Source organism: Komagataeibacter intermedius TF2, assembly GCF_000964425.1.
In the GTDB taxonomy this organism is placed as follows: Bacteria; Pseudomonadota; Alphaproteobacteria; order Acetobacterales; family Acetobacteraceae; genus Komagataeibacter; species Komagataeibacter intermedius.
This window is the reverse complement of record NZ_BANF01000124.1, coordinates 1-5,722: the sequence shown is the minus strand read 5'-3', so window position 1 is coordinate 5,722 and position 5,722 is coordinate 1. Positions and strand designations below refer to the sequence as shown.

The window sequence follows — 5,722 nt, the reverse complement described above, 5'->3', positions numbered from 1 at the left end:
ATACGTGCCAGACAGCAATGTGCCGTGATCCGCGCCGTCAATGGCGACACGCAAAAGTCCCTGATAGGTTGAATCCTGCCCCAGATTGACCTTGTCGGCAGTCTGGTTCGGGCCACCGCCCTGCTGCACGGGCACATATCCCAGCGCGTCCTGTTTGGCGGCCTGCAACTGCGGGATGGTGTCGTAAAACGGCGCGCCACTGGCCTGTGCGATCATGGCTGCCGTCATGACTGTTGCCCCGGCAGGCACGGTTACGGTCCATAGCGGATACGCGCCTGCGGGCACCGACGTGCCAATCCCGACCTGTGCCACGTCCTGCCGCACGGTTGGCGCGGTCTTTCCGCTGTTATCCGCCCCGGCATAGGTCACGGACGGGTCGGCAGCGTTATAGAACGGCAGCACGGTGTCATCCGCATCCACCGTGGCGGGCGTGACATGGACGGTGTATGTCGCCCCTGCCCCCGGCACGTCCAGCGTGACGGGATCGCGGCTGACATACTGCCGCACCAGTGCGCTGGAAACGGCCGCCAGCGTGCCATAGGCCGATGCATCGACCACGCCGGGGGCCAGAAGCGAACCGGGCGCGACCACCAGCGCCAGCCCGCCGCCCGGCGTGCAGGCAAAGCCGCTGGCGGCCACCGTGGCCCAGCCATAGGCCATGGCCGCAAGCTGGCCCAGACCGACATACGCATTGCGCTGGGCGTTCAACTGGTCACTGTCCAGCGGTATCTGCGCCGGATAAACAATCTGTCTGTCCATTATTCAGGGGTCTCCACGTCCTGAACCCATGCGATGGTGCCTGCGGGCATCACATCGGCAATACGGTCCAGCGTCTGTGTTGCGGGCTGGCTGGTGTCGCCGGTTGGCAACTGTGCGAATAACTGGAAGGGCGCGCCGCGTGATCCATAGCGCAGGGCGGCGACGCCATACCCGTATCCGCCGCCGGTGGCAGGGGCCGCCACGCTGCCCAGCCCCTTGCAGTCGGTTGCGTTGCGCGGCTCGATCACGCGGCCTGCGGCGCCCACTTCATCGGCAATGGTGTTGACCACGTCGGGCCGTGTGCCCAGCGAGGGGAACAGGGCTTCTTCAATCCGCGTGCGAAAGGCGCCATCGCTTTCCCCCTGCCCGCGCGTGAGCGTCGTGCCGAAGAAGTCAGCGGCGAACATGTCCAGAAACGCGCCACTCATGGTGGCAAGCCGGGTCTGGTCCGCCGTTCCCGCCAGCATGGCCCATATCCATGCGAATACGCTGCCGAAACCCTGCAGCAGGGCGTTCAGCACCGGGGCCTGTTCCGTCTCGCCCACGGCAGGCGCGGATGGAAACCAGCCCGTCGGCAGCAGCCTGCGGATGCGCAGGGCAAAGCCGTTCTGCGTCACGTCAGCCAAAGGACACCGTCCCCGCGCGATACGCCGTGCCGGTTGTGGCGGACAGGTCCGCCGTGCCACCGGCCAGCGTCACGCCGGTCACGTTGGTGACGGACGTGCTGGCGGCGTAGGCAATCTGGATCAGGCGCGAATAGCTGGCCGCATCCCCGATGGCGAGACCGTTGAAATAGGTGGCGATGTTGGTGCTGATCGTGGCCTGCACGGTGGCAAGGTCGCCCGTGCCGTTCACGCTGACGGTCATGGCCACGGGCGGGCGCACCACGTTGGGCCGCACGACCTGAATGGACACGGCAGCCGGGCGCACGGCATCCACGGACGCATAGACGTCGTCAATCACGCTGTCGGACACGTCGCCCGACCCGTCATCAACAAACACCACCACGTTGCCGGGAAGTGTCGCGCCGGACGTGTCCACGTTCTCCACCACCTGGTAGATCAGGTCGGCGGACACATCCGTCACCGCGTTTTCAATCGCGGATACCGTCGCCTTGGACCGGCTGTTGATATAGGACACGAAGCGCGTGCGCAGGGCCGCGTCCGTTTCCCCATCGCTGCCATTGGTCAGGGCGGCGGCATTCGTGACCGTATCAATGCCCGCAACCGCCGTGCCCAGCAGGCAGACCGCCCCCGCCGCGACATTGCCGCCCGTCCCGGTCGTTGCGCACTGCACCGGAATGGTGATGGACGCCGTGCCCGCGGGCCGGATATAGGCGCCGTCCGCCGCCGACCATGCGGTATTCGTGCTGTCCTCCACCACCGTATAGATCAGGTTCGACGCCGTCTTGACCGTGGTGCCTGTCGCAACGGTGGCGGACTGGCTGCCCGGCGTGAACGATGTGAACGTGACCATGCCGGTGGCCGCCGTTCCCGGCAGGCGCGACAGGCCGAAATCCGCAACGAAACTGTCAACATCCGACCCGATGGAGGTCGCCAGCCGGGTGCGCGACAGGATCTGCAGCGCAATGAACTGGAACCACAGCCCCAGCCCGGCAACGGCTTCCAGCATGGCGCGGCCTGCGGACCCCACGTTCAGGTCCAGCAGCGCGGGACACGCGCCCTGTGCTGCAGCCACCATGTTGCCCAGCGTGGTCTTGAAGGATTGGAAGGTGATGGCCACCCGGATTCTCCGTTCTGGTTGGGAAATGATCCCTGTGTTGTGGTGCGGGACGATCGCCCCCCGTCCGGTCCCTGCCCGCATCGTGGTCGGGATGGCCCGTGCGCTGCTGTCCGGCATGGCGCATGGGCGTGTCAGGCTGATGGGTATGAAGTGCTGGATGAATGTCCTGCCGGCAGCCGGTCCACATCACGTCGGGATGTGGTGCTGCCAGCGCGGCTACGGCGGGCGGAAGCGGTGGCTGAAGCACGCAAGGGCGTGGCGGGTTTCCCTGTGCCGGATCGCACCGTCATGCCTGCGGGCATGGCGGACAGGCGCAGGCGTGACCGGCCCCGCATGGCCGGGACATGCAGCCACGGCATGAAACGCGCGCCCCGGCCCGGTCACGCCGCGCGGGCTATGTGCCCAGCGTCAGTTCCTGCACCGTGCCGGTCGTGGCGTCGGTGTAGGATATGGCCAGCAGGCAGGCCCCGGTTTCGGGTTTCGTGATGGTTACGGTAACGGGCCGGGACGGGTCGATGCCTGCCTCGGCCTGTGCCTGTTCCAGCACAAGGGCGCGGATGCCGGCTTCATCCATGACCGTGCCCACGCGCGCGGGTAGCCCGGCCCCGTAATCCGTCTGCCAGATATAGGCCCCGGCATTGGTGCACAGCCTGCGCAACAGGGCCTGACGGGTCTGCTGCGCGCCCGTGACCACGGCAATGCCACCCGTTGCCGACAGGTCCAGGTCACCGCCCATGGTATGTGACAGCGCGCTCATGACGTGACCGGCAGGCGCATGCGCCCCCATGTCGCGCCGGGCCGCCGGTGGGGGCGGCCATGCCGTGGTTCGTGCCGGTGCATGGCGGCGGCACGGTGCCGCATGGTCCTGCGCCGGGGGCGTCGCCCGCGTGTGGCGCCTGTGGTGTTCATTGCGGTGCTCCTGTCGTGCCGGGTGCGGTGGTGACCGGATGGGTGTGGGCATGGCCGGAAATGCCTGCGGCCCTGACGTCCGTCTGCCCGGTTACGGTGCCCTGCGCGGTGATGTCCCTGTCGGTCGTGATCGGTCCGCCGGTGACGGACAGGCCGTTGCCGTCCAGCGTCATGGCGACCGCTCCCACCGCCCATGCCTTGCCGCCACTGGTCAGTGTCTCGGTCGTGTTCCCTGCCCCGCTGTGGATCGCATCCGGGGTCAGGTGCCACCACGGCGCGTCCTGCGCTGTCGGCCCCGGGGTTGCGGCGTCGCCTGACGGGGGCGCGCCGCAGCCTGCCATGACCAGCATCTCGCCCGGCTGGGCCGGTTTGCCCGTGGCGGGGGATGTGGGCGGCATGACCACGGCGTCATAGACCGGCACGGCGGCCACGCCATGTTCGGCGTCGCCTTCGACATGCACCACCAGCACATGCGTGCCAATGTCGGGCACGCAGGCAATGCGCAGGCTGCCCACCTGCATGGCGGCATACGGCAGCCAGCCGGTTTCCACGCCCGATGGCTGGACCACCACCCTGACCGCATGGTTCACCGGGTCCACCGCGCTGACCAGCCCGAAGCCCGGCTGTGCCAGCGTGCCGGTCATGCCGGCTGCGATCATGCGCGTGTCAGTCATCCGTTCCCCCGTCCTGTGTGGTGGTGCGCGCGCGCAGGGTGACCTGCTGGGAAAAGCCGCCCTGCCATGAAAAGCTGCTGGTCACGGCGTCCACATCCAGCGTGCCGTCCCATGTCGTGCCCGTGCCGGTCAGGCGCATGAAACCGCGCGGTGCCAGCGTGATCCGGCCGGGTATGGTGCCGGTTATGGTGCGCGCATGCGCCGTGATCTGGCTGTATTTCTGCTGCGCCAGACGCCGCAGGTCATCCAGCCGCGCGCCAGGCAGGGCAAAGCTGTGCAGCGTGCCCGCGCTGTCGCCCGGCGTGGTCGCGCCGCCGGCTGCGGACCAGTAATATTCGACCCGCGTGCGCTGGCGGCTGTCCCAGCTCATGACATGGACGATCACGCCGCGCCCCACCTGGTAATCCCGGGTGAAATGCAGGCCGGTCGCGCCCATGGACACCGGGCTGTCCGGTCCGCTGTCGGTATAGTCCAGTACGTGGGTATTGGCGGTGGTGGCGGTGGGGCATGGCGCGCAGACAATGGTGGTGCCATCGGCATACAGGTCGCACCCCGCCATGGTGGCCATGTAACGGGCAAGATCAAAGGCGGTCTGGAACCGGCTGTGGGTGGTGGCGGACATACGTTTATGCTCCACCTGCCAGAACTGCCCCACCATGGCGTCGGTCATGGTGACATCGGGCACAAGCCCGGCGGCGGTGATCATGGCCCGCACCACATCGGCCCCGGTCATGTTCAGCCACCCCGCCCGTACCCGCATGTCCAGCAGTTTCGCAAGGTAGTCGCGGCACTGCACCCGCACCGATGTCGCGGCGGGCAGCAGGCCCACATGGTCCACGATACCGCGAAATACCGTCACCCACTGCGCCCCGTCGCGCGCGGCGTCGCGCATCTGCACCGTAATGTCGATATCGGGCAGCACGCCGCCCTGCGCGTCCGGCTGCAGGTCGAACCACAGCCCGCCGGACGGAATGCGCGTCCGGTCCACCGCCAGCGTCATGTCCAGCGTATCGGCGCGGCTGTAGCGCGTGCGGGCCAGCGTGAATTCCTCCAGCCCGGTTTCCGCGCGCTCCACCCCGTTCACCAGCACGCGCGCGCGCGGCATGCGCCAGACGGATGCTGCTGTGCCATTCAGGCCGCCATTCATGACGTGACCCCCGGCACGCCACTGTCCTGCGACGTGTCAACGGTGGGCAGAAGCAGGCTGACCGGCGTCGTGAACCCGGACAGGTCGGGATCGTCCATGCCGTTCAGCCGCGCGATGCGCCACCATTGCGTGGCGTCCCCCAGCCGGGTCGCCGCCACGTGATACAGGGAAATGTCGCTGGCCGTGATCTTGATCGTGCTTGCCATTGTCCGGTTCCTACTGCGCCGTGACCAGCGGGCCGTCCTGCGTGCCGCCGGTGGCCGAAAGCGTGTTGGCATAGGCGCGGTTGACCAGCGCGCCCGATGTCAGGGCGCTGCTGTGCAGTGCCGCGTTCTGGGTCAGGGTGGACAGGCTGCCGGCGCTGGCGGGGCTTATGGCGTCCAGGTTCGCGCCGGTCAGGCCCAGGGCCGTGGTCAGGCCCGCGCCCGACGCCTCCAGCCCCGATACGACGCTGGCGGCGCTGTCGGGGGCGGCGGCAAGATTGACCCCC

At 68.0% G+C, this 5,722-nt stretch carries 8 protein-coding genes and 2 pseudogenes; 1 reads left to right on the top strand and 9 read right to left on the bottom strand.

Going from position 1 to position 5,722, the window contains the following annotated elements; all coding sequences use genetic code 11:
- The 3 genes and pseudogenes from B7449_RS13625 to B7449_RS13615 all read right to left on the bottom strand — a co-directional run.
- Positions 1 to 759: pseudogene (locus tag B7449_RS13625) on the bottom strand (hypothetical protein); the annotation flags it as partial.
- A complete protein-coding gene (locus B7449_RS13620; protein WP_235721256.1) occupies positions 759 to 1,376 on the bottom strand; it encodes a hypothetical protein in 618 nt (205 codons plus the stop codon). The gene B7449_RS13620 and the pseudogene B7449_RS13625, both read right to left, overlap by 1 nt.
- 1 nt (position 1,377) lies before the next feature.
- Positions 1,378 to 2,502, bottom strand: a complete 1,125-nt coding sequence (locus tag B7449_RS13615) for a baseplate J/gp47 family protein (RefSeq protein WP_039736849.1) — start codon at positions 2,500 to 2,502, stop codon at positions 1,378 to 1,380.
- A 25-nt stretch (positions 2,503 to 2,527) separates the two neighbouring features.
- Here B7449_RS13615 and B7449_RS13610 point away from each other — a divergent pair, with 25 nt between their 5' ends.
- Positions 2,528 to 2,863, top strand: coding sequence for a hypothetical protein (locus tag B7449_RS13610; RefSeq protein WP_141654853.1), 336 nt, complete (start codon positions 2,528 to 2,530; stop codon positions 2,861 to 2,863).
- A 33-nt stretch (positions 2,864 to 2,896) separates the two neighbouring features.
- Here the strand turns inward: B7449_RS13610 and B7449_RS13605 are convergent, their stop codons facing one another.
- From B7449_RS13605 to B7449_RS13585, 6 genes and pseudogenes are all read right to left on the bottom strand, one after another.
- Positions 2,897 to 3,259 (bottom strand): hypothetical protein, encoded by a 363-nt coding sequence (locus B7449_RS13605; protein WP_039736854.1) that lies wholly within the window; start codon positions 3,257 to 3,259, stop codon positions 2,897 to 2,899.
- Positions 3,256 to 3,411 (bottom strand): hypothetical protein, encoded by a 156-nt coding sequence (locus B7449_RS21090; protein ID WP_158003699.1) that lies wholly within the window; start codon positions 3,409 to 3,411, stop codon positions 3,256 to 3,258. Before B7449_RS21090 ends, B7449_RS13605 begins: the two co-directional genes overlap by 4 nt.
- Positions 3,408 to 4,085: a phage baseplate assembly protein V gene (locus B7449_RS13600; RefSeq protein ID WP_039736856.1), complete on the bottom strand. Its 678-nt coding sequence runs from the start codon at positions 4,083 to 4,085 to the stop codon at positions 3,408 to 3,410. Before B7449_RS13600 ends, B7449_RS21090 begins: the two co-directional genes overlap by 4 nt.
- Positions 4,078 to 5,232 carry a hypothetical protein gene (locus B7449_RS13595; RefSeq protein ID WP_039736858.1) on the bottom strand — a complete coding sequence of 385 codons (1,155 nt, stop codon included), beginning with the start codon at positions 5,230 to 5,232 and terminating at the stop codon, positions 4,078 to 4,080. The genes B7449_RS13600 and B7449_RS13595 overlap by 8 nt, the downstream gene beginning before the upstream one ends.
- The gene (locus B7449_RS13590) at positions 5,229 to 5,438 is read right to left on the bottom strand and encodes a hypothetical protein (protein ID WP_039736859.1); all 210 of its coding nucleotides are present in this window, start codon (positions 5,436 to 5,438) and stop codon (positions 5,229 to 5,231) included. Before B7449_RS13590 ends, B7449_RS13595 begins: the two co-directional genes overlap by 4 nt.
- A 10-nt stretch (positions 5,439 to 5,448) precedes the next feature.
- Positions 5,449 to 5,722 (bottom strand): annotated as a pseudogene (locus B7449_RS13585) (hypothetical protein); the annotation flags it as partial.